A 24,097-nucleotide genomic window follows, 5' to 3' on the forward strand; every position below is an offset into this window, starting at 1 on the left:
TATATTAACTAATTTCGTTAAAACTGCAAACAATGAAAAAACTATTCTTTCTCACATTAATCACTGGCTTAATGTTTACAGCCATTGGCGCATCGGCACAAGTTAAGCAAAAACCAAGTCCGCCGGATACTGTTAGAGGCACAATAAAAGGTGGCGTAGATGTTACTATTGCCTATAGCCAACCCGGTATTAAGGGCCGCACCCTGGGTAAAGAAATTGCAACTTACGGGAAGCTTTGGCGCACAGGCGCTAACGAGCAAACAGCCATTACTTTTAGCAAAGATGTTAAAATTGAAGGTAATGAGTTACCTGCGGGTAAATACAGCATCTGGTCAATCCCTGGCGAGGATGAATGGGTGATCATCATTAACAAAAACACAACAAACTGGGGTACTAATCACGATGAAGACGGCGATCTTTTTAAGTTTACAGTTAAAACCCAAAAAGCTAAGAAATTTGCCGAGCGATTTAAATTCTCTGTAGAAAAATCGGGCAAGATTTCATTCGTATGGGGCGATGCCTTGGTATCGTTCAATGTGAAATCGTAATTAAAAAACACCATGTCATTGCGAGGTACGAAGCAATCGCACATCTGCAGAACCGATCTGTATAGTTCGCGATTGCTTCGTACCTCGCAATGACATATTATTAAAAAAAGAAAAGCCGCTTAACGCGGCTTTCTTTTTTTAATCCTTTTTCGGCACTTTAGCGCCAGCTTTCCGCGCTTCGGATAAGCCGATGGCTACGGCTTGTTTTTTAGAGGTCACTTTTTTACCGCTGCCGCTTTTTAGCTTTCCTTCTTTCATCTCGTGCATGGTTTTTTCAACCTTTTCTCCTGCTTTTTCTGAATACTTTGCCATAATAAAGGTGTTTAATAGTTATTTATAAGCAAAATATTTGCCAAAATATGCCTGGAGTTTGTTTGGCTAAAGCCCCATAAATGCGGCACTTGTTCCGTCCCATAAATGGGACGGCAATGAATGGGATAGATAAAACAAAGAAGGATTTATATAAATATTCATTGCCGTTGGCTTTAGCCAACGGAGAGCGATTGAAAAGACCGGGGCTTTAGCCCAAAACCTCAATTATTTAAACCAACAGTCTCCAGCGCATCCACATCCACCGAATTAATGATGCTTAAATGCTCGGTGATAACATCGGCCTGCCATTCCCACCAGGCAATTTTAAGCAGGCGGGCAATAGTTGCATCATCAAAGCGCTTGCGGATGATTTTGGCGGGGTTGCCCCCCACAATGGCATAGTCGGGTACATCTTTGGTCACAATCGATTTGCTGGCTATTACGGCCCCGTTACCTATTTTAACACCCGGCATAATCAAGGCTTCATACCCCAGCCAAACATCGTTACCAATAATGATATCGCCTTTATGCGGGTATTTTTTTTTCAGATCAACACCCTCATTGATCTTTTCCCAGCCATTTTCAAATATGGCAAAGGGGAAGGTGGAGATAGGTTCTATCTGATGGTTAGCGCCGTTCATAATAAACTTAACGCCTGATGCGATGGCGCAAAACTTACCGATGATCAGCTTATCGCCCAGCATATCAAAATGGTACAGCACGTTATTTTCAAACCCCAGCGGATCGTCGACATCATCGTAATAGGTATAATCGCCAACTTCAATATTTTTGCGGGTGATGATATTTTTAAGGAAAATTAGCTTGCGGTAATCCTTCATGGGATACAGCGCTTTGGGATCAGGGCCGTGTGGCATCATAACCTGTTTGATGTTTTAATAAATGTACGGTTTTAAAAAAACATATATTTGAATATCCCATGAAAATATAACCATGCAAAGAATTTCGGAAACCGACCTGATACTGAATGCCGACGGCAGTATTTACCATCTTAACCTGTTACCCGGCGATGTAGCCGATACCGTTATTACCGTAGGCGACCCCGACCGGGTAGGCGAGGTGAGCAAGTACTTTGACACCATTGAATTAAAAAAAGGCAAACGCGAGTTTATTACCCACACGGGCAGCCTGGGCGGCAAGCGCTTAACGGTACTGTCAACAGGTATAGGTACCGATAATATCGATATTGTTTTTAATGAGCTGGATGCATTGGTCAATATCGATTTTGAAACCCGGTTAGTAAATCCCGAACTGAAAAGCCTGGATATCATCCGTATAGGCACATCGGGCGCGGTACAGGCGGATATACCAGTGGATGAATTACTGGTATCATCGGCCGCTTTTGGACTGGATGCGCTGATGCACTATTACCTGCAAAATTTAAGCGTTGATGAACAGCAGTTGCTGGATGCATTTAAGTCGGCCCTACCTGCTAACTATGGCTTAAAACCTTATTTTGCCCCAGCAGGAGCAAAATTATTGCAATCATTGGCAAGTGATTTGCCGCAGGGTATAACCATTACCGCGCCGGGCTTTTACGCGCCCCAGGGCAGGCAGGTGAGGGCGCAATCTTTAACCCCCGGGCTGATGGGTACCATACGGCAATTTAATTATAATAACGAGCGTATTACCAACCTGGAAATGGAAACCGCGGGCATATATGGGCTGGCCGGTAGCTTAGGTCATCAGGCCATATCTTTTAACGTTATACTGGCTAACCGCGCCAATCACGTGTTCAGTAAAGACCCGGCCGGGGTTATGGATAAATTTATCGGGCAAATACTGAAGCGGATAGTATCGGCCTAAAACTAATAGTGTATATTAGTGTTAAACCCCTGATCAATCATCCGCATGACTACAAAAAAACTTATCGCTCCTTTTTACGAACGGCTTTCATTGGTACTTATCGGGATAATAGCGCTCGGCTATCTCATTATCCTGGGTAAGGAAGTGTTGGACCCTATGATGTTCGGTTTGCTGTTTGCCATATTGTTACTGCCTGTTTGCAATTTTTTTGAACGGAAATTCCGCTTGCCGCGTAGTATAGCGGCGTTTTTATCCATTATTTTAGTAGTGCTGTTTATTGCAGGCCTCACCTATGTGGTAGGGTCACAAATTTCTGTGCTAAGCGACGACTGGCCCCAGCTACAAAAGCAGGTATTGGAAACCGTGGGAACGATACGACGCGCGATCAGGGATCAGTTCCATATCAGTTCTTACAAGCAAATTGCATATGTAAATAAAACTACTAAAGATATTATTGCTGATGGTCCCGGCGTACTGAGCACAACCTTTGGCGCGGTATCATCGCTGCTTTTGTTTTACGCGTTCATTATCATTTTTACCTTTTTTATGCTGCTTTACAGGCGCCTGTTACTCCGCTTTTTCATATGGGTATTTCGCGAAGAAAACTCGAACATAGTGTTTGATATTGTTGAGAATGTACAATATATCATCCGGAAATACATAGTAGGTTTACTGATCGAGATGCTGATCGTATCTATTGCAGCCTGCACCATTTTTTACTTTGTGGGCGTAAAATACTTTTTGCTACTGGGCATTATTACGGGCTTGTTTAACATTATCCCCTATATCGGCATTTTTACGGCGCTACTGCTTAGTTCGTTAATTACTTTTGCCACCGGCAATATTAGCAATACCATTATCGTAGCTGTCAGCGTACTGGGTATCCATATCATAGATTCTAACGTAATACTGCCTATGGTGGTTGGCTCAAAAGTACGCCTTAACGCGTTGATCACTTTTTTAGGGATCATCATTGGCGAAATGCTTTGGGGCCTGTCGGGTATGTTCCTCTCTATCCCGGCTATTGCTATCCTGAAGATCATATTCGACAGGATAGAGAGCTTGAAACCATGGGGCTTTTTATTAGGCGGCGAATACGAGTACAAAGCGGCAGCAGAGAAAAAGATGAAGACTGAATAAGAGGCTGCTACATAGGTACCAGCGCCCAGGTTTCCCTGATCCGGCCAATTTTGGCGGCTTGTGTTAGCAGGTCGGGCATATCGGCCGGGTTAATATATTTTAAGGCTGATAGCTGTCCGGAAATCCTTTCCGGCTTTTTATGGATCTTAAATCCGCACCCGTTAAAAAAGCGTTCGGCCTGGGTAAAGCTTTCAAATTTATTACCTTCTACATTATGCGCCTTTAGGAAATCGCTGAAATGATCGTTTGCCGTATATGCAGAAATATCCTTTCTGATATAAATATCAGCAGTGATCCAATAACCGCCACGTTCGGATAAAATGTGGTGAATAATTTGGCATAAACGGGTTTTTTCTTCAGTATTTAAGTAAACCAGTAAGCCTTCGTTAACAATATTTACAGGTCCGGATGGCAATTTGCCGATATGCGCTATAAAGCTGTCTTCGTCCAGCGCATTCATGGGCAGGGTGAGCAGGGTGCCTTTTAAGCTGAGGTTTTGCTGCGCGATCAGCTGTTCGGTCAATTGTTTTTTGGTTTCAATTACTTCGGGCAGGTCGGTATCAATATAAGTTACCGCAGGGTTGTTAACCGCTCTGTGTAACCCGCGGAACGAAAAGCCGGAGGATATTTCTAATATATTATGGCCGCCAAGTGTTTCCAGCAGGTGATCAATTGATTTGTAACGTAATTCAAAGTGGAGTAGCCGTTTTAAAAAAACCTCGTCCCTGATCCTGTTATCCAGCGCAGTTATGGCGCTGCTGCCCCAAATCAGCTCCACCGCATCGGCAATAAAAGGGATATCAGTAAGGCCCTTCAGCAGTAAAAGGGTTTTAGCCGATGGACTTATAGAACTGTAATCGCGCATAATAAACTATTGGATATGATTATATCAAACTCACATTATCTTCATAAACCCTTAGTATTTTTGACTAAATGTATATTTATTTCTGCATTGTTATTAATTATCCAAAACTACATTTATCATGGAAACTGATAAAATACAATTGTCGAAAAAATACAACTGTAATAAATGCGGTAACCCATTGAATACACGGATAAAAAGACCGTATATTATTAAAACCTTATTGTTTTGGCTGCCTGTAAAAAGATACTTTTGTACAAAATGCGTTCGGTCAAAATATGTGATTTAGTATTCGCCGGTGCAAATGTTGGCGGGGATTAAAAACTATCCTGTTATTCATATACTCAAATTTGGTACGGTATGTTAATCTAAAGCTTGTTTTGTTAAAATATGTTAAATATCTACGAAAATTTCGTATACGGAATTTTCGTTTCTATATTTGGGTATAATTAAAATTTGATCATCCCCGGATATCTTTAAACTAAAACATCACAAGTCATGAAGAAACGACTACTCACTTTAACAGTTGCTTTACTTGCCGTCTTTGCAGTGAAAGCACAAAAAACGGATACCGCCAAAGCCGTAGTACACTATAAGTTTTCGCACTTACGCGATACCACTGCTAAAGATAAACCGTATACCGAAAATATGATATTGTTTTTGGGGCAAAGCGCCAGCGCCTATAAAAGCTATGACCGTAAGTTGCAGGACGCGATGGTGCGTAAGCAAGTAGCCGACCAAATTGCCGCTAACGGTGGCATGCCTGGTAATATCAACATTAAACGTACCGGCGGTGGTATTACATCAACAGAAATTTACCAGTTCCCGCTGGAGAATAAAATGATCCGCAAAGAGAAACTGCTGATCACCAATTATAAAATAGAAGAGCCGATGCCGCTGATCAAATGGACTATCAGCGCCGATACCATGAGTTTTGGTACACTGCACTGTCAAAAAGCTACCGCTCATTTTAAAGGCCGCGATTATACAGCCTGGTTTTGTCCCGATCTGCCCTTCCACGCCGGTCCGTGGAAGTTAAGCGGTTTACCCGGCTTAATTGTTGAAGCTTATGATGCAAAAAAGGAAGTGGAATTTAAGTTTGATGGCATGGAAGCCGCGGTAAAAACTGATAAAGCAGCACAACCGGCTACGCCAGCCGTTTCAATGGGAACAACAGTTATTAAGTTAGGTGGCATGGATGATGATACAGACCCTAACGTAATTGCAATCCCCGATAATGCCGTGAAAACCACCGAAAAGCAATATAACGATTTGTTAGCCGCTATGAAAAAGGACCCGCAGGCATTTATGAACAGTATGATGGCCGGTTCGGGCATGAACGGCGGCGGCATGCGTGTTGTTCAGGGAGGCGGCGCCGGTGCACCCACTACTTCTATGAAGGTAAATGTAAGCGGTAACGGCCCGGTAATTAACAACCCTTTAGAACTACCCGAAAAGAAATGAGTACCCTAAATAAATGGGCTGGAGTATTCATTTTATGGATGCTGATGACAGTGCTTTGTCATGCCCAAAGCATTAAAGGCATAGTTTTAGATAGCCTGGGCAAGCCCGTGTCATTTGCCAGCATCAACCTTAAAAGCGGCAGCAATCTCATCATAGCCTACACTACCAGCAACGAGAAAGGGGCCTATACCCTGCAGGTACCTGCCGATGCCGATAAAACCGCACTGAAGCTGGAAGTAAGCTGTGTAGGCTTTAAAAAAGAAAGCAAGCCGGTTACCGGTTTTACCACACCGTATAACTTTAAACTTTCGGCATCTGTACAGCAACTGCAAACGGTTACTATTAAAAATAAAAACCCACGGTTACGCCTCAGCGGTGATACGCTGAGCTATAAGGTGTCTGATTTTAGTAGTCCGCAGGATAGGGTGATAGGCGATGTAATTAAAAAACTGCCCGGTATTGATGTAGCCAAGGATGGCAAGATCAGTTATAACGGTAAAGCCATATCACAACTATACATCGGCGGCGATAACCTGCTTGATGATAAATATAACATAGCCACCAACACCATCCCTAACGGTGTGGTTGACCAGGTGCAGGTGATGGAAAATCATCAGCCTATCAAAATGCTGAAGGATAAAGTGGTGAGCGAAGATGTGGCCCTTAACCTTACCATGAAAAAGGATGCTAAACTGCAGCTGGTGGGGCAGGAGACAATAGGGGCCGGCTTACCTGGCAACTACTACGCCGAACTGAACGCTATGATGTTTAAAGATAAATACAAGGCTATCAATTACATCAAAGGTAATAACACAGGTTATGATATCAGTAACGATCTGGTATCGCACAATATGGGTGATTACCTGGCGCGTATTGATAATGATAAACCCGGCACCGTGTTATCCCTGGGTACCGCCGGCGATCCCGACCTGCCACGTAACCGGTATTTGTTCAATAAATCGGGCATCATTAATTTGAATAATCTGGTTAACCTGAAAAAGGAAGTACAGTTGCGCACCAATTTCTCATACCTGAGGGATGATCAACGCCAGGATTACCGTAAGTTCAGCGAGATCTATTTGCCAAAGGATACCGTTCGCTATAGTGAAATCCAGCGTAATAACCGCCGTCCCGATTTACTGCACGGCCAGTTTTTGGTGAACATTAATAAGGATAAGTATTATTTAAACGAAAGCCTTACGGCAGATTACAGCCATAATTCATCGTATTCGGCATTGATCAGTAATAACGTGCCGCTTAACCAAACATTTAAGGATAACCTGGCCGATTTCAGCAATCAGTTGAGTTACATGAATACCTTTAAATCCAATAATATCATTGAACTGTACAGTTACATCAACCGTACTAACGAGCCCGAGAACCGTGTGATAGAGCCTAACCTCAACCCGTTAATATTTAACCATGGTACTAACTATTCGTTACTCACGCAAAATACCAATATCCCTACCTGGTTTACCAATAACTATATATCATACAAAATACCACGTACCATTACGCAGAGTTATAAAGCGGGTTTCAGCCTGCAATCGCAAACGCTGACATCCGACCTGACGGCTACACAGCTAAATAACACCTATAACCTGGTTGCAGACAGCGCCCGCAATAACCTGGATTGGACGCGCCAAAAACTATACGCCGAAGCGCAGTATGATTTGCCGGGTAAGATTGTGAAAATAAGCGCCACGCTGCCATTGAGTTTGCAACGCACCACTTATAACGATGCGCATTATAAGCTGGATGAAAGCCTTACCCGCTTGTATTTTAACCCCCGCCTTTCGGTGAAATACCAAAGTGGTATCGAGAATTACTTTACGCTGAACTACGGTTTCAGGAATCAGATAGGTAACATACAGGATGTTTACAGGGGATCTATCCTGACCAATTACCGCAGCATCATGTCTAACAATGCCGACCTGACCGAGCGCCAGAGCCAAACTGCAGGTTTAGGGTTTAACTATCATAAAGCTATCACCTTGTTCTTTTTTAGTCTGAATGCAACCTATAGTCATATCTATGCCAATACCATCAGCTCCAGTATCCTGAACAACAATATCACACAACGCCTTGTATTGCCTTTTGATAATAATATTGATACCTGGAACTTTGGCGGGAACATTAGCAAATATAATTTTGATTTGCGCACTACACTTAGCGCAAGCGTAGGTTATGCCACTACTAAACTCAATCAAATACAAAACGGTATTACCTTACCTTACAAAACCGTATCAACCAATTTTGGCGTAGGTGCCGATACCAAAGTAAGCCAAAAGGTGAATTTTAGCTATAAGGCTAATTTTAGCGAAACTACCAGTAAATCATCAGCGGTAGCAACCAGCAGTAAGTTTGACCGCCTGATACAAACGGCATCGGTATATTACTCGCCGGTTAACAACCTGTATTGCAGCCTTTCCGGCGATCATTACTATACCCATCAGGCCGCTTCAGCCGATCTGAAGTACATGTTTGCCGATGCTTCCCTGCGTTACAAATTCAACAAAACCAAGCTGGATATTGAGTTAACAGCCCAAAACCTGTTTAATACTCAAAATTACACCGCGGTATATTTATCCGCCAACGTATATACCTCCAGCACCTACACTATCCCCGGAAGGATAGTGCTGGCTAAGGTGATGTTTAATTTGTAAGTGTTCAGTTAATTATAGTTGCTAAAGGCCTGCCCCAAAAGGGCGGGCTTTTGTATTTAAACGTAATATTCTGGTGGCTGTAAACTTTTCCTTGCAGTCATCCTGCTTTATTAACGATATTTACCATTCAATTATAATCCCGGTAATTCATGCTCGTCCCACGCCTGGTTTCACGTATTTGCTGCATGCTTGTTATGGCTATGCCGTGCATTTTACCAGCAGTTGCGCAGCCCAAGTACAACCTTAAACATTATACTACCGAGGATGGCCTGCTGCACGACCGCATATCCTGTATCCTGAAAGATAAAGAGGGCTTTATGTGGTTTGGTACCTGGGACGGCCTGAACCGCTTTGACGGGCACACATTTGTGGCCTACAAAGGCATGCCCGGTGATAATTCAAGCCTGGAGAATAATAAGATCAGGCTGATATCTGAAGACCAGCAGGGCTACCTGTGGATAAAAACATTTGATAATAAGATCTACCTTTTTAACAAAAAGACCGAAAAGTTTTTAGCCATACAGGGCTTACACGCCCCCCGGTTTGTAAAAAATATAGTGGTAGACCGTATTGTACCGGTATCCAACGGCGATACCTGGCTACTCTCGGCAGGGCATGGCGCTTTATGTGCTTACGGCGATTCGGCAAGGCAGGATCTGCCCATTATTAAAGCATTCGGTAAGGCGGAAAAAGGCAATTTTCATCTCAATAACAATGAGATCAATTTTTTATTTGAGGATAGCCGGAAGCAGCTATGGCTGGGCACCTCGGCAGGGATTTACTGCCTGAAAAAAGCAAGCGCGGGTAATTACGATCAGGTAAAACTACCGGGCTTATACGCCGATCAATCTTTTACCTGCATTACACAACATGGCGATGATATATACCTGGGTACCCAACAGGGCAAACTTTTCAGCTACAACCTCCGGTCGAAAAACATCAGCACGGTTGACCTGGTGGCCGGCACAGCTATCAATGCGGTTTATTATGCAAAGAACCATTCGCTGTATTTCACCACGGCAGGAAAAGGGCTGATTGAATATAACCCCGCTAAGCATCAGCTTAGTTTCAGGATAAAGGAATATAAGGAACTGAACAAGATCTACCAGGACAGGTATGGCCTGCTGTGGATACAGCCCGAACGGGGCATTCTGAAATATGATCCGGCTAATGCCACCTATAAGCTGTTTACCCAAAAAAAGGATGCCGAGGCCAAAACCATACATACTACTTACCAGGCTTTTGAAGATGCTTATCATGTTTTATGGGTTTGTATGGTAGAGGGGGGCTTTGGTTATTATAACCGCGCTGCTGACAGGGTAGAATATTTCCATAATGAGCCGGGTTCTCCCGACCAAAAGTTCTCTAACGTGGTGACCGTGATCTACGCCGACCCTGCCGGCGTTTTGTGGTTTAGCGGGTACGACAGGGGAATTAACAAGGTAATCCTACAGCCCGATGTATTTAAACAATATTTGATCGATCAGGGTTCGGTTACCAAAACTACCAACGAGGTAAGGGCGCTTTGCGAAGATCATAACGGCCGGCTTTGGGTTGGCAACAAAGCCGGGCATATTTATTTGTATAAAAACGGCATTCGTTTAAGCGATCCGCTGGTTAACCTGCCGCCGCGGCACCAGCTAAAGGCCTACTGCATTTACGAGAGCAAAGACAAAACGATTTGGCTGGGTACCAAGGGACAAGGACTCATACAGGCCAGGCCCTTGGAAAATGATTCGGCGCATTATCAAATTACAACGTATGTTAATGATCCTAAAGATATTAACAGCATCAGCAATAACAATATTTACACCATATTTGAAGACCATAAAGGCCGGCTTTGGCTGGGTACCTTTGGCGGCGGTTTAAATAGGGTAGTGCGTGATGGCAACAAGGTCACTTTTAAAAGTCCGAAGAACGCGTTCAGGAATTATGAGTTGGCCCGTGCTAACGGCATCCGGCATTTGCAGGAAGACCCTAAAGGGAATATATGGATTGCCAGTACCAACGGCCTGGTTATTTTTAACCCCGATCAGGGGATCAGTAACTTCAATTTTAAACGGTATACCAAACAGCCCGGCGATGCTGCGTCTTTAGGCAATAACGATGTACAATACATTTGCCGCGATGCGGGCGGCACCATGTGGCTGGGCACCTTCGGCGGCGGCCTGCAGCAAGCCATCACCAATTTTAACCTGCAGGATAAAGTAAGTTTTAAGGTTTATACCACGGCTAATGGCTTGCCTAACGATATTATCCTGAGCATTACCAGCGATCGCCGCGGCCACCTTTGGCTGGCTACCGAAAACGGCCTGTCCGAATTTAACCCGCTTACGCAAGTATTTAAAAACTATAATACCGACGACGGCCTGCCGCAAACACCTTTTTCCGAATCCGCGGCTGTACGGTCGGCCTCAGGTAATTTGTATATCGGTTGTGGTGATGGTTTTATCGCTTTTGATCCGCTGCATGTTGCAAGCAGCGCCAATACCGCCAATATCGCGCTTACAGATTTCCAGATCGCTAATAAAAGCATTGTACCGGCAAACCCGGGTTCGCCACTTAAATATGCTATCGATCATACGAATGAGGTAGAGCTGAAATACAACCAAAACCTGTTCAGCATCGATTATACGGTGCTGGATTATAAAATAACGCACAAAATATGGTATGCCTACAAGCTGGAAGGCTTTGATAAGCAATGGAACCAGGTAAGGAATTTACGGCAGGCGGTTTACACCAATGTGCCCCCCGGCAATTATACGTTCAGGGTTAAAAGCGTGAGCAGTTATCTTTTTAAAAATACGCCCGAAAGGAGTGTGGCGGTCACCATTTTGCCTCCGTTTTGGAAAACCTACTGGGCGTACCTTATTTATATTATTCTGGCGGGCATAGCTATTGAAATAGCCCGGCGCATTATTTTTACCATGATACGCCTGCGTAACCGTGTTACCGTTGAACAGAAACTGGCCGAACTGAAACTGCAGTTTTTTACCAATATATCGCATGAGTTGCGGACGCCGCTTACCCTGATCGTTAACCCGTTGGAGCAGGTGCTGAACCACGAACAGTTATCAAAGAAAGGCAGGGAACATGTTAGCCTGGCTAATAAAAATGCCAACCGCATGGTAAGATTTATCAATCAACTGCTTGATTTCAGGAAATTGCAAAGCGGCAGTGCCCGCTTGCAGGTAGCAGAGATAGACCTGATTGCCCTGATTAAACAGACCTTAAACTATTTTACCGAACTGGCGCATGAACGGCAGATCAACCTGACATTTAAAAGTGAGAGCCCGGTGTTGATGGCCTGGGTTGATGCCGAGAAAATTGATATTGTGGTTTATAACCTGCTGGCTAATGCCTTTAAGTTTTCTCCCGCCGGGAAAAATATAACGGTTGTTATTGAACAGCAGGAGGAGATCTGTATCAAAGTAATTGACGAAGGCCCGGGTGTGCCTGAAGATAAACTGGAACAGATCTTTAAGCTTTATTATGAAGGCGCTTCAAATCAGCCCAATCAACCAAAGGGAACCGGCATTGGCCTGGCCTTTTCTAAAGAGCTGATCAATAGCCACCAGGGGAGTATCAGGGCTGCCAATAACCCGGCCGGGGGTATGACGTTTACGATTTGCCTGAAACCGGGCAAAGATCATTTTGATGAAAAAAAGGTGGATTTTGTGAAGCCCGGACATATAACAGAGGTAAACAATTTACCGGCGGCTGTTTTGAATGATACCGATAAGGATATTGATCCGGTTGCTGCGGTTGATGGTATGCCTTTAGTGCTGATAGTAGAAGATAATATAGAATTGCGGAAATTTTTAAGCGACCAGCTCAGTGCGCACTACCGGGTAGAAATGGCCGAAGACGGGGCTATTGGTTTGCAAAAAGCTACAGATTTGATCCCGGATCTGATCATCAGCGATGTAATGATGCCCAATATGGATGGTATTGCCATGCTGGACGCTATTAAGAACCAGTTGGCTACCAGCCATATCCCCGTGGTTTTATTGACCGCCCGGTCATCGGTAGAGCATCAGATAGAAGGCATTAAATACGGGGCCGATTTTTATGTGACCAAACCTTTTAATACCGCCCATGTAATTACCCTGGTTGATAGCCTGATCCGCCAGCGCCGGAAATTATTTAACAGCTTTATCGGAAATAAAAATGTGGTACAGCTGGCGCCGGGCGAGGTCCTGATCACATCCAAAGACGAACAGTTGCTGAAACAGGTAATAGCAATTGTAGAGCAGCACATGGCCGATGTGCAGTTTAATATCGACGAAGTAGCTACATCTGTTGGTTTGGGGCGCACCACCTTCTATAAAAAGCTAAAAAGCCTTACCGGCATGGCCCCGGTAGAGTTTGTAAAGGAAATGCGCCTGAAGCGCAGCCTGCAACTCATGGATTCGGGCGAGTTTAATATCTCCGAAATATCGTATAGAGTAGGCTTTACCAGCCTGGCTTATTTTAGTACCTGCTTTAAAGAAAAATATCAGCAAACCCCTTCGCAATACTTAAAACAGCTGAAAGAAAAGCAACTGTGAAAACATCCCAGGTCAGCATGGCAGATTGAGCTCAGGGTGTCATGGTGAGCATGTCGAACCATGGTGGGCAGGGCCACAGCACGCATCCTTCGACAAGCTTAGGATGACATGCCCTTTGTCATCAAAGTCCGGACGGGATTTAATAACTCAGCATGACCTGGTGTAAATCCCATTTTTACGCCTAAAAACGCCATTTTTACCAATTTTTATAAACTTTTCACCAATTTTTAAAAACACCGCACCCTGTTTATAGGCTACGTTTGCTATACAATTATAAACAGCAAATACCAGTGAAATTTTGAACAGGGAATTGTAATGAGTTATTCATTTAGCGCATCATCAAATCCAAATATGGGCAAGCTTTTGCCGTGTATCTGCTAAAGATATTCAACAAATACAGTTGCTACCACGGCTGTAACCAATTTTTTTGATGCCTATTTATGAAGAGAACTTTACAAAGTACACTTGTGTTTTTGTTAACCTTTTTAGTACTGTCCGGCTGTACTAAAAAGGAATTTCATGAACGTTATGACCGCCCTGACGACCTGGCCCCGGCCATCTATCAGCAATTACAGGCAAAGGGTAATTTTACCAGTCTGCTGGCCTGTATAGATAAGGCCGGTTATAAAACCATCCTGAGCGAGGCCGGTTACTGGACCATGTTTGCACCTAACGATGCCGCTTTCGCGCTTTATCTAAAACAAAAAAACCTGGCCAGCGCGGCCGATATTGATGTGGCCACCGCAACAGCCATTGTTAAATATAGCCTGGTTTTTAACGCCTTTAAAACAGACCGCCTGCCCGATTTCCAGGCAGCATCGGGTTGGGTGCCTAACCTGGCTTTTAAACGCCGCACCGCTTATTACGATGCCGCGCAAACCACTACTGTTAACGGGCAAACCATTAAATACTATAATTCTAACCGTAACAATACCGGCGGCACTAACTACTACACCGCTGCCGATAATAACAATAAGTATATCCCATACTTTCTTGATCGTTATTTAACACCTAAAAACCTTACCGCTGCCGATTACAACTTCTTTTTTCCTGATAATACCTATACCGGCTTTAATGTGGCCGGCGCCCAGGTTGTTAACAAGGATATCATTGCCGAGAACGGTGTGATCCACGAGATTAACCGGGTGATTGCGCCGCTACCAAGTATCGATCAGTACCTTACTTCAAACACCCAGTACAGCGTGTTTAAATCGCTGTTTGATAAGTACATGGTGTCGTACATCATCAATGCCGATGCTACCAAAAAAAATAAGGATAATACCGGATCTGCCGATAATATCTACATAAAGGTTTATGATGCCGGTCTGGCTTACTCGCCCAATAACGAGAACTATTTGAAGCTGGACGATAACGATGGCCAGATGGAGGGCTACTCCATGTTTGCCCCAACCAACACGGCGTTAAATAACTATATCAATAGCGTACTGCTGGAGTTTTATCCATCGCTGGATGCTTTGCCGAAACAGATCATGTACGATTTCCTGAACGCGCACATGTTTAACACCACCGTTTGGCCAAGCAAATTTGCAACCACCACTAACGGGCAGGGACAAGGCGCCTTATTTAACAAGGATGTAGATGTGGTTGATAAACAAGTACTCAGCAACGGCGTATTCTACGGCACCAGTAAAGTGCAAAACGCCAATGTGTTCAGCAGTGTGTTTGGCCGGGCTTATTTAAACCCCAACTACTCGTTAATGACGCGGGCGCTAAGTGCATCGTTGAAAACCAATATTATTAATACCAGCTTAAAGTACACCCTGTTTTTAACCTCGGATGCTACTATGAAGGCATTAGGCTGGTCGTACGATCTGGATGCTACTACCTGGCGTTATACGCCACCGGGTGGGGGTACCGCTTTATCAGGTTCTTCGGCGCTGGACAAGCTAAACCGCATTATTAATATGCAGGTAGTTAAAGCCGATTATCCAAGCTTGCAGGGTGCCGGCATTGTAGAAACTTATGATGGCGAGTATATTAAATACGAGAGCGGCAACAAAGTATTCTCGACCGGTAACCAGGATGCTAATATCAAGCTAAACGTAACGGGATCGCGCACTACCGAGAACGGTACGGTATATTTTATCGACGGCTTAATGACCGAATCGACCCTGGCTATAGGTAAGCATTTAGAAGCACTGGCCAATCAAACCAATTCGCCGTACAAAAAGTTTGTGGATTACCTGAAAGGTTCCATCATTTATAACACTACCAGCGGCGAGATACTGGGTACTACCGCAGGATCGTTCTACACCATCCTTGCACCAACCAATACGGCAATAGATGCGGCCATCACAGCCGGTTACCTGCCGGCGTCAACAGCGCCAACCGATCAGCCAAGCAAGGATAAGATAGCCAATTTCATCAGATATCATATCATCCAAAAAGCAACGGTAGTTCCCGATGGAAAGAAGGATGGCGGCTATTTAACACTGCTGCAAAAAGCCAATGGCGACCCAACAACCATGACCGTGATTAACACTGTGCCTAACAACATGTCGGTTACGGATATGCTGGGCAATACGGTTACGGTAAACACAGCATCGAGCAATAATTTATCAAACCGCGCGGTGATCCACCTGCTGAACGGCTATTTAAAGTTCAATGCCAATTAAAATGTCAAACCTAAATAAAGCTACCGGCACCACCGGTAACATTACTAAACCTGAAATAAAAACTTTGTAATGAGAGTAATATTTACCCGTCTTCTTTTCTTCAGTGTCATAACGGCAATGGCTATGCACATTACTGCGGTAAAAGCTCAAACAGCCCCGGCAACGGTTACCATCCGTGGTACGCTGACCGATAAAAAAGATAAAAAAACACTGATAGGGGTTACCGTTGTAGAAATTGATAAAGATAAACGTACCGTTGCCGGCGTAGCTACCGATTTAAACGGTAATTACGCGCTAAAGTTAAAAGATCCGAAAGACCGGATCTCGTTTTCACTGATCGGCTATAAAACGCTGATAGTTGATGTGCAGGGACGGACTACGATTAACATTGAACTGGAGCAAACATCAAACGCTTTATCTGATGTAACCATTGTAGCTAATAAAACCACCAATAACGGCTTGTTAACTATCGACCGCCGTAACTCTACCACGGCAGTAGCGTCGTTAAGCGCTAAGGACATTGAAGAAATGTCGTCGGCTACTATTGATCAGGCGATACAGGGCCGCTTACCGGGTGTAGATATTGCTGCCAATTCGGGTGATCCCGGTGCCGGTATGCAGATCAGGATCCGTGGTACCTCTACCATCAATGGGTCAACCAATCCGCTCATTGTGCTGGATGGGATGCCTTATGAAACCGAGATACCATCCGATTTTAACTTTGGTACTGCCGATGAGCAGGGCTACGCAGCGTTATTGAATATTGCCCCGGCCGATATTCAGGATATATCCGTATTGAAAGATGCCGCCGCTACGGCCGTTTGGGGTTCACGCGCGGCCAATGGCGTATTGGTTATTAATACTAAACGCGGCAGGGTAGGCTCGCCGCAGGTTACTTACACCTTTAGGATTACAGGCGCCAGGCAACCACAGGCTATCCCAATGCTAACGGGTAATCAATACTCGCAACTGATCCCTGAAGAGGTGATGAACCGCACCGGTACCCCTTTAAACACACAAACCGTAAAAGAATTTCAGTACGATCCCAGCGATCGCTACTATTACAATAACTACAGCTCTAACACCAACTGGATTGATGCCATTACCCGCACCGGTATTACGCACGATCATAACCTCTCCTTATCAGGCGGCGGCGAAAAGGCCCGTTATTTTGCTTCGGTAAGCTATTTGGGGCAAAAGGGCACTACTATGGGCACTAATCTGGGCCGTATTACCACCCGTATCAACCTGGATTATGAGGTATCAACCCGCATTAAATTCCGTACGGATATTTCTTACTCCCACTCTAACCTGGACAGGGCTTATAATGATGATGCCCGCAGTATCGCCTATCAAAAAATGCCGAATATGAGCATTTATGAGATCAATACGGCAGGTATCAATACAGGTAATTACCTGTCGCCTTTATCAAACATACAAGGCACTTACCCGGGCACGTTCAACCCTGTGGCTATGCTGGCTGCCGGGAAAAACAATGTATTGGGCGAGCGTATTGTACCTCACTTTAATATCCAGTACGAGATCATTCCCGGTTTATTCCGCTCTACTTTTGATATCCAGTTTGATATCAATAACAACAAAAACAAAAACTTTTTACCGCAGATAGCCACCGGCCAGCCACTGAATGACGTTGACGTAAACAATACCTTTGATGGCGATGCCGACCAGTTTGGCGTACAAACCAAAACCAACTTTATTTTTACCCCGCGCCTGGGCGAAAAGCACGATTTGATGGGCTTGCTATCGTTCATGTCAAATGATAATAAGTCAACCTCTTTACAGGCGCAGTCGTCAAACTCGGCGTCGGTATACCTGCAGGATCCTTCGGTATCATCAAGGGTGCAAAATTTAGCGTCAAGCTTTTCGCAAACCCGCAGTGTAGCTGCCTTGCTTAACGGGCAATACAGCTTTTTAGACCGTTACATTGTTAACGCCGGTTTACGTCTGGATGGTAACTCCAAGTTCGGTCCGTCAAAACGCTGGGGTTTGTTCCCGTCTATCTCCACCCGTTGGAGGATCTCGGGCGAGAGCTTTATGAAAAAGGTAGACTGGCTTAACGATCTAAGTTTACGCGCCAGCTACGGCCAAAGTGGTAACGATCCGCGTAATAATTACTCGTTTTATAACTTATACGGCAATTATAGTTGGGATTACCTGGGTTCACCGGCGGTGTATTCGCAAAATATCCAGCTGAATAACCTGCGTTTTGAAAAAGTTACCGGCCAGGATCTTGGCTTAACCTTTGCCCTTTGGAAAAACCGCATTAACGTAGATATCGACGTTTACCGTAACCGTACTACCGACCTGTTCTTTAACGGACTTAAACTGCCGGGTATCTCGGGCTTCAGCACCATTAACATGAACATCGGTACCATGGACAATCAGGGCTGGGAAATTAATCTGAGCGCTACTGCCATGAAAACCAAAAATGTAGCGGTCGATTTCAACTTCAACATTGCTAATAACACCAACATCATCCGTAAGATCTCCGAATTTTATCCAAGCACCAAGGGCGATATCACCACTAACGGACAGTACAAAACCCTATTGCAGATCAATAACCCGTTTGGCTCGTTCTACGGTTTCAGGTACAAGGGCGTGTATACAGATGCTTCGGCTACAGTTGCTACCGATGCAACAGGCAAACCTATTGTAGGTTTAGATGGTGTGCCGCTGCAAATGCGCTTTAACTATCCGGCTACCGATTATGTATTTAAACCCGGTGATGCTAAGTATGAAGATGTAAATCACGATGGCAATATCGACTATAAAGATGTGGTGTACCTGGGCAACGGCAACCCTAAATTCACCGGTGGTTTTGGCCCTACAATTACCTATAAAGGCAATCTGAAATTGACCTTCTTCTTCAGCTACCGTTTCGGTTACCAAATTGTGAATGGTACCCGTATGCTGACCAGCAATATGTATGGCTTCAACAACCAAAGCACCGAAGTTTTACAAAGATGGCGCAACCCGGGCGATGTGACCGATGTGCCCCGCGCGCTGTGGAATGATGGCTATAACTGGCTGGGATCCGACCGCTATGTGGAAGATGGCTCATTTATCCGTCTGCGTTCCATCACCACCCGTTACACCTTCCCTAAAAGTTTAGCGGCACGGTTGGGGATCAAAAGCGCGAGCGCTTATGTAACAGCTGAAAACCTGATCACATTTACAAAATATACCGGGCAGGATCCGGAAGTATCGGTGCGTGGCAGCGATCCGTTCCGCGTGGCTACCGATAATTCAATGACGCCGCCAACACGTAACCTGGCGCTGGGGCTGGTGATAGGATTTTAATGATTGACTAAAGAATAATACTGATATGAATATAAAAGTAAAATCACTGATTGCATTGCTGCTGATCGTTTTCGGCACTACCTCATGCAATAAGTATCTTGATCTGGAACCTCAGGACGGGATCATCCGCCAGGAGTTTTGGAAAACCAAGGAACAACTGGCCGCCGCTGTTAACGGTTGCTACGCCTCGCTATTGTCTGATCCCTTGGTGGAGAACCTGTTTTTATGGGGCGAATTGCGCGGCGATATGCTGTCGGCCGGTACCGGTATCAGAAGCGGCGAGCTTAACGTAATGAACGTCAACATCAACTCGGCAAATACCATTACCGATTGGTCTATTGTATACAAAGTCATTAACAATTGTAACACCGTATTGGATTTCGGTCCCGGTGTTTTAAAATCGGATAATACCTTAACACAGTCTGTTTTAGATAGCTACATGGGCGAGGCGTATGCGTTACGCGCGCTCATGTACTTCTACCTCGCACGCACTTTCGGCGATGTGCCGCTGAAACTGACATCAACTACCAGCGATGCGGATAACCTGCAGATACCTAAAAGCACACAGGCAGAGGTTTTTGCCCAGGTACTGGCCGATCTGAAAAAAGCCGAACCAATTGTATTGAAAAATTACGGCTCTAACGATATGAACAAAGGCCGCATTACTTATTACGCGGTTGAAGCCATGCTGGCCGATTTGTACCTGTGGCTTAACCAGTATGATAATTGCATCAAGGCCTGCGATAATATCACCAATTCGGGTCAGTTTACCCTTGTTCCGGGCGACCCTAACTGGTTTACTACGGTGTATTTCCAGGGCAATTCAGCCGAAAGTATTTTCGAGGTGCAATTCAATCAGAACAAGTTAAACCCATTCTATAACATGTTCGCGGTTACCAGTAAGCGCTTTAAAGCAGCACTAAAGGTAAGCGCCGAAATGTATACGATAGACAATATCAATATCGACAATAAGGATATCCGTGGTGATGGCGCCGCGCTGAAATTTAGCGACGGGAGCATTTATAAATACCAGGGTGTAAACTCCGGCTCAACCAGGGCTTCATCGGCATCGTACGCGCATTGGTTTGTTTACCGCTATTCGGATATCATGCTGATGAAAGCCGAAGCGCAAAACCAGTTAGGTAACGGCCTGGCAGCTTTGGATGCTATTGCAAAGATCCGTTTACGTGCCAATGCTTTGCCTATGTCGGAGATGATCGTCCTGCCCGACGATAAGGACGGCGTGACCAACTACCTATTGGCCGAGCGTGCCCGCGAGTTTGGCTTTGAGGGTAAACGCTGGTTCGATTTGCTGCGTAACGCCCGCCGCGATAATTATGCCCGCCTGGATCTGTTGCTGGACATTGTGAGCACCACCGCCGATCCGCAATACCAACAGGCGGCTATTGTAAAGCTCCGCGATAAAAGAAGTCATTATTTACCAATATACCTGTACGAGCTGCAGGCTAATAAAGCTCTTGTTCAAAATCCTTTTTACCAATAAAACCAGGAATATGAAAACCTTAATTTCAAACAAATGGCTCGCGCTGCTGATGGTGATCATCGGCTTTACAGCCATACTGGCCGGCTGTAAAAGAGAGCAGTTCCAGACAGAAACCACCAGCGATGTCAATATCCTGGGCTATCTGCAAAAAGACCCGGATAATTTCTCGATGTTCATATCCATACTGGAAAAAGCGGGCAGCGCCGGTACACTGAACGGATATGGTACCTATACGCTGTTTGCACCTAATAACGCCGCGGTTACCCTGTATCTGAAAGATATTAAAAAAACCTCGGTAGCGGATATCAGCGAAAGCGACGCGAAGAATATTGTAAAGATCCACCTGATCAGGGATACCATTACTTCAGATCAGTTTAACGACGGCAAACTGCGTACAGCTACCATGTACGGGCAATCGCTGCTTACCGGTGCGCAAAACATAGGTGGAGCTACTACGCTTACCATCAACCGCCAGGCAACTGTATTAAAAGCCGATATCCATACGGGCAATGGTATCATCCATGTAATTGACCATGTGCTGAAACCAGCCACGCTTACTTTAGCGCAGATGATTGAGCAAAACCCCGACTTTTCCATCTTCACCCAGGCGTTAAAGTCTACCACTTTGTACGATTCGCTTAATGTACTGCCGGCTAACGCGCCCGATTCGCTGCACATGTTCCTCACAGTTCTGGCCGAATCTGATGCCGTGCTTAAAGCGGCGGGTATTAATTCATACGCCCAGCTAAAGGCTAAATATAGCAATACCGGCAACCCGGCATTGGTACAGGACAGCCTGCACCTGTTTATGGATTATCACGTTTTGCCGGGTTTGAAATACCTGCCGGATGTTTTCAAGGCATTATCACATACAACCTTATCGCCACTGGATGTGGTTACCACCAAATTGATCGGTTCGGATATCCTGATCAATGACGATACCTTTAACGGTACACATGAAATAGGATCGAAGATCAATCGCCCGCTTAGCGATAACACTACTGCTAACGGCGTACTGCATTTTATGGCCGAACATTATGCTATTAAAGTGCGTTTCCCGGTACCGGTTTATTGGGAAGTGACCGATCAGCCTGAGTTCCAAAAACTGAATGGCATTTACCATGTAACCAATAAAAGCAGCGCCAAATTTGCCGATGGAGATATAAAGGATATCCGCTGGCAAACCGGTTCGGTACAGTATTTTGTTGCACCCGAAGCACGCCAGTTTTATGTGTATAATAACGATTACCTGTTTATTGCCGCGCTGCGCACTGCCGCTACCGCTAACAGTTGGATAGAATTAAAAACACCGCTATTAGTTAAGGGTAAATATAAAGTATGGATTTGCTTTATACGCCGCGGCGGGGGTAAGGGTGTTTCGGTATTGTTTGATGGTACCTTACTGCCACGCGTACTAAACTTTACCGAAAGCTTGCCTGCGCAGGTATTGGTTGGCAGCAACTGGACGTATCCTGCCGGTACCACGCCTGCATCATTAGAGGCTTTAGGTAAAAAGATCACCTTTGGCGGTGGCGTACCTTACTATAATAATCCTGCCCAAACTATCGACTACTACAGGGATAGCTATGGGGTGCTGGCTGGTACCATTACCGTTGACAAAACCGACCGCCATACCATCAGGCTGCAGGCTGTGGCCGATGCATCGGGAGATGTGCAGATTGATATGATCCACTTTATACCTGAAAATATGGATCAGCTTTATCCCAAGTTTAACCCTAATGGCACTGTTGTTCAAAAACCATAATAATGAAACTAAAACGTGTTATGTTATCTAAATACATTAACCGCTTCCTGTTGCTGCTGGTAATCCCTGTAGTAATAGCAGGCTGTAATAAATATAAAATTGAGCCTAATCAGCCTGCGCTGGCGCAAACGCTGACAGACCTGATCCAGCAAACGCCATCGTTGAGCAAATTTAACGAGTTGCTGGTAAAAACGGGTTATGATAAGGTTTTGGCCTCATCTAAAATGTATACCGTTTGGGCGCCCGACAACCAAACCCTGCAAAGCCTTGATGCCGCCATAGTAAGTGATACCGCCAAACTGAAACAATTTGTAGGTAACCACGTGGTAAACCTGGCTTATTATACCAATATGCCTAATCCGTCTATCCGCATCCGTACACTGAACGGTAAGTATATCAATTTTACCCAAACCCAGTTTGAGGACGCTACCATTGGCACTGCCAACCAGTACGTAGGTAATGGGGTATTGCATATTATTAACAAAATTGTGCTGCCTAAACAGAATGTTTGGGAGTATATCAACACAACTACATTTGCGGAGAAAGCAGCTATAACAAGCTTGGATTATACCGCTATCGATTCGGCTAAAGCTGTGCAAACCGGTATCGACCCGGTTACCGGCAAGCCGGTTTACCAGCCCGGTACAGGTATCATCACTAAAAACCAATTGTACGATAGGGTAGGCGACTTGCGCGATGAAAGCCAGTTGTATACCTTCATCCTGCTGACGGATGCCGCTTTGTTAACCGAGCGCAACAAGATTAAGCCTTATGTAAAAAACGCGGTTCCCGCCCAGGTTGAACTGCTGACATCATTGCACGTAATTAAAGATCTGGTGATTAAAGGCCAGTACACCGTTGCCAATATGCCCGATACATTGGTATCAGCCGATGGCGTAAAGGTGCCCATGAACAAGACCGCTATACTGGAAACCCACCAAACCAGTAACGGTATTGTTTATGTAATGAACCAGGCCGATGTAAAACTATCGAACAAGATCCGCCAGGTTAAACGCGAAGGCGAATTGCCCGACGGCTTTAGCCGTACCGATAAAAGCGGCAATATATCGTACCGCTTAAGGCTGAATCCGATCACCAGTCAGCAGTTTAATGACATCTACATATTCAACCATAAGATACCGCTGTTTAATGTGCGCTATAATATCAAAGAGCTTTACAGTACCAAATATAAAGTGTATTGGGTAGCGCCTAATGATGTGCAAACGCTTACGTTTAAACAGCGCTTTGCCGTTAACGACCCATTATCTACCGCATTTGCCGAAACACAGGTTGACCTGAAAAACTATAACGAGATCTATGTTGGCGATTACGATGCCGCCACATTTGGCAGCGTGGTAGCCTATATAGTGGCCGCCAACAATGGGGTAGATGGAACCAACTCTATTAATATCGATTATTTCAGGCTTGTGCCGGTATTGCCTTAACCTTTTAACCATACGCTTACAGAACTTAATATGTGTGTATTTACCCGAATAAAAATATTT

General features: G+C 44.8%; 14 protein-coding genes. 11 read left to right on the forward strand and 3 right to left on the reverse strand.

Annotation, left to right across the window (positions count from 1 at the left end):
- Positions 1–32: 32 nt before the first annotated feature.
- Complete coding sequence (locus tag AC07M6_RS01440; protein ID WP_494886963.1) at positions 33–548, forward strand: DUF2911 domain-containing protein; 516 nt, start codon at positions 33–35, stop codon at positions 546–548.
- 138 nt (positions 549–686) lie between these two features.
- Here AC07M6_RS01440 and AC07M6_RS01445 read toward each other — a convergent pair whose 3' ends face one another.
- Both AC07M6_RS01445 and AC07M6_RS01450 read right to left on the reverse strand, forming a co-directional pair.
- Positions 687–860, reverse strand: a complete 174-nt coding sequence (locus AC07M6_RS01445) for a DUF6496 domain-containing protein (RefSeq protein WP_494886965.1) — start codon at positions 858–860, stop codon at positions 687–689.
- A 221-nt stretch (positions 861–1,081) separates the two neighbouring features.
- Positions 1,082–1,735 (reverse strand): CatB-related O-acetyltransferase, encoded by a 654-nt coding sequence (locus AC07M6_RS01450; protein ID WP_494887627.1) that lies wholly within the window; start codon positions 1,733–1,735, stop codon positions 1,082–1,084.
- 76 nt (positions 1,736–1,811) lie between these two features.
- Between AC07M6_RS01450 and AC07M6_RS01455 the strand changes: the two genes are divergently transcribed.
- Both AC07M6_RS01455 and AC07M6_RS01460 read left to right on the forward strand, forming a co-directional pair.
- On the forward strand, positions 1,812–2,684 hold the full coding sequence (locus tag AC07M6_RS01455) for a nucleoside phosphorylase (protein ID WP_494886966.1): 873 nt from the start codon (positions 1,812–1,814) through the stop codon (positions 2,682–2,684).
- Positions 2,685–2,729: 45 nt separating this feature from the next.
- On the forward strand, positions 2,730–3,824 hold the full coding sequence (locus AC07M6_RS01460; RefSeq protein WP_494886967.1) for an AI-2E family transporter: 1,095 nt from the start codon (positions 2,730–2,732) through the stop codon (positions 3,822–3,824).
- Between the two features lie 7 nt (positions 3,825–3,831).
- Here the strand turns inward: AC07M6_RS01460 and AC07M6_RS01465 are convergent, their stop codons facing one another.
- Positions 3,832–4,689: a hypothetical protein gene (locus tag AC07M6_RS01465; protein ID WP_494886969.1), complete on the reverse strand. Its 858-nt coding sequence runs from the start codon at positions 4,687–4,689 to the stop codon at positions 3,832–3,834.
- A gap of 495 nt (positions 4,690–5,184) precedes the next feature.
- Here AC07M6_RS01465 and AC07M6_RS01470 point away from each other — a divergent pair, with 495 nt between their 5' ends.
- From AC07M6_RS01470 to AC07M6_RS01505, 8 genes are all read left to right on the forward strand, one after another.
- Complete coding sequence (locus AC07M6_RS01470) at positions 5,185–6,150, forward strand: GLPGLI family protein (protein WP_494886970.1); 966 nt, start codon at positions 5,185–5,187, stop codon at positions 6,148–6,150.
- On the forward strand, positions 6,147–8,816 hold the full coding sequence (locus AC07M6_RS01475) for a carboxypeptidase regulatory-like domain-containing protein (protein ID WP_494886971.1): 2,670 nt from the start codon (positions 6,147–6,149) through the stop codon (positions 8,814–8,816). Before AC07M6_RS01470 ends, AC07M6_RS01475 begins: the two co-directional genes overlap by 4 nt.
- 194 nt (positions 8,817–9,010) lie before the next feature.
- Positions 9,011–13,366 carry a hybrid sensor histidine kinase/response regulator transcription factor gene (locus AC07M6_RS01480; RefSeq protein WP_494886972.1) on the forward strand — a complete coding sequence of 1,452 codons (4,356 nt, stop codon included), beginning with the start codon at positions 9,011–9,013 and terminating at the stop codon, positions 13,364–13,366.
- Between the two features lie 440 nt (positions 13,367–13,806).
- A complete protein-coding gene (locus AC07M6_RS01485) occupies positions 13,807–16,002 on the forward strand; it encodes a fasciclin domain-containing protein (protein ID WP_494886973.1) in 2,196 nt (731 codons plus the stop codon).
- A 69-nt stretch (positions 16,003–16,071) separates the two neighbouring features.
- The gene (locus AC07M6_RS01490) at positions 16,072–19,323 is read left to right on the forward strand and encodes a SusC/RagA family TonB-linked outer membrane protein (protein ID WP_494886975.1); all 3,252 of its coding nucleotides are present in this window, start codon (positions 16,072–16,074) and stop codon (positions 19,321–19,323) included.
- A gap of 25 nt (positions 19,324–19,348) precedes the next feature.
- The gene (locus AC07M6_RS01495; protein WP_494886977.1) at positions 19,349–20,827 is read left to right on the forward strand and encodes a RagB/SusD family nutrient uptake outer membrane protein; all 1,479 of its coding nucleotides are present in this window, start codon (positions 19,349–19,351) and stop codon (positions 20,825–20,827) included.
- Between the two features lie 10 nt (positions 20,828–20,837).
- Complete coding sequence (locus AC07M6_RS01500) at positions 20,838–22,592, forward strand: fasciclin domain-containing protein (RefSeq protein WP_494886979.1); 1,755 nt, start codon at positions 20,838–20,840, stop codon at positions 22,590–22,592.
- A gap of 2 nt (positions 22,593–22,594) precedes the next feature.
- Positions 22,595–24,037 carry a fasciclin domain-containing protein gene (locus tag AC07M6_RS01505; protein ID WP_494886981.1) on the forward strand — a complete coding sequence of 481 codons (1,443 nt, stop codon included), beginning with the start codon at positions 22,595–22,597 and terminating at the stop codon, positions 24,035–24,037.
- The last annotated feature ends 60 nt before the right edge of the window (positions 24,038–24,097 follow it).

It is taken from the genome of Mucilaginibacter sp. GW821-FHT07H05, from assembly GCF_059418485.1.

What these genes read in the sequence shown, in the direction of transcription:
- AC07M6_RS01440 (WP_494886963.1), top strand. Translation starts at nt 33, where the DNA reads ATGAAAAAACTATTCTTTCTCACATTAATCACTGGCTTAATGTTTACA.
- AC07M6_RS01445 (WP_494886965.1), bottom strand. Translation starts at nt 860, where the DNA reads ATGGCAAAGTATTCAGAAAAAGCAGGAGAAAAGGTTGAAAAAACCATG.
- AC07M6_RS01450 (WP_494887627.1), bottom strand. Translation starts at nt 1,735, where the DNA reads ATGCCACACGGCCCTGATCCCAAAGCGCTGTATCCCATGAAGGATTAC.
- AC07M6_RS01455 (WP_494886966.1), top strand. Translation starts at nt 1,812, where the DNA reads ATGCAAAGAATTTCGGAAACCGACCTGATACTGAATGCCGACGGCAGT.
- AC07M6_RS01460 (WP_494886967.1), top strand. Translation starts at nt 2,730, where the DNA reads ATGACTACAAAAAAACTTATCGCTCCTTTTTACGAACGGCTTTCATTG.
- AC07M6_RS01465 (WP_494886969.1), bottom strand. Translation starts at nt 4,689, where the DNA reads ATGCGCGATTACAGTTCTATAAGTCCATCGGCTAAAACCCTTTTACTG.
- AC07M6_RS01470 (WP_494886970.1), top strand. Translation starts at nt 5,185, where the DNA reads ATGAAGAAACGACTACTCACTTTAACAGTTGCTTTACTTGCCGTCTTT.
- AC07M6_RS01475 (WP_494886971.1), top strand. Translation starts at nt 6,147, where the DNA reads ATGAGTACCCTAAATAAATGGGCTGGAGTATTCATTTTATGGATGCTG.
- AC07M6_RS01480 (WP_494886972.1), top strand. Translation starts at nt 9,011, where the DNA reads ATGGCTATGCCGTGCATTTTACCAGCAGTTGCGCAGCCCAAGTACAAC.
- AC07M6_RS01485 (WP_494886973.1), top strand. Translation starts at nt 13,807, where the DNA reads ATGAAGAGAACTTTACAAAGTACACTTGTGTTTTTGTTAACCTTTTTA.
- AC07M6_RS01490 (WP_494886975.1), top strand. Translation starts at nt 16,072, where the DNA reads ATGAGAGTAATATTTACCCGTCTTCTTTTCTTCAGTGTCATAACGGCA.
- AC07M6_RS01495 (WP_494886977.1), top strand. Translation starts at nt 19,349, where the DNA reads ATGAATATAAAAGTAAAATCACTGATTGCATTGCTGCTGATCGTTTTC.
- AC07M6_RS01500 (WP_494886979.1), top strand. Translation starts at nt 20,838, where the DNA reads ATGAAAACCTTAATTTCAAACAAATGGCTCGCGCTGCTGATGGTGATC.
- AC07M6_RS01505 (WP_494886981.1), top strand. Translation starts at nt 22,595, where the DNA reads ATGAAACTAAAACGTGTTATGTTATCTAAATACATTAACCGCTTCCTG.